This window comes from Bartonella sp. AA16NXGY (assembly GCF_042197325.1).
Classification (GTDB): Bacteria; Pseudomonadota; Alphaproteobacteria; order Rhizobiales; family Rhizobiaceae; genus Bartonella.
On sequence record NZ_JBHIRR010000074.1, the window covers coordinates 1 to 654 of the forward strand.

The 654-nt window shown below is 39.8% G+C and carries 1 protein-coding gene; it reads left to right on the forward strand.

What is annotated here, in order from left to right:
* Positions 1-654, forward strand: a 654-nt coding sequence (locus tag ACFINK_RS09395) for an autotransporter outer membrane beta-barrel domain-containing protein (protein ID WP_375638918.1), incomplete at both ends; no start/stop codon positions are given.

A 654-nucleotide genomic window follows, 5' to 3' on the forward strand; every position in this document is an offset into this window, starting at 1 on the left:
GGAACTATGGAAATCTTTCTCTACACCCTCAGGATGTTGAACAAAGCAAAAAAAGCGCATTTAATAAATGGTCTGTTACTGCTTATGGAAATTTGCAGCATGATACCGGTTTTTATATGGATGGGGTGGTATCGTATGGTCTTTTTAAGGGAGATGTTTTGACCCTTGCACGGGGCAAGGTTGTGGCGTTAAAGGGTAAACAATTTAGCGGTTCTTTAACGAGTGGTAGAACGTTTGCAACAGGGTATAAAGGTGTTGTTTTTGATCCGCAGATTCAGGTTGTTTATCAGCATCTTCAGTTTAATCAGGCGCGTGATATTGATAATCTTGATGTTGATTTAGGAAAATTTCATCAATGGGTGGGGCGTGTTGGTGGGCGTTTAAGCAAGACGTTAGGTGTTGTGGAAGAGGGACGTGAAGTTTCTTTTTATGGTAAGCTTTCTTATTTGCATAGTTTTGAAGATAAGCAATTCGTTTCTTTTAAAAACGATTTTCAGTTAGGTTCCTTTGGTTCTTCTTTGGAAGCAGGGGTTGGGTTTAATGCCCGTCTCTCATCAAAACTTTCTCTTCGTGGAGATGTCACTTATCAGCATAGATTTAAGAAAATTGGTTTTTCTGGAACGAGTTTCTCTGCTGGATTGCGCCACCTTTTTT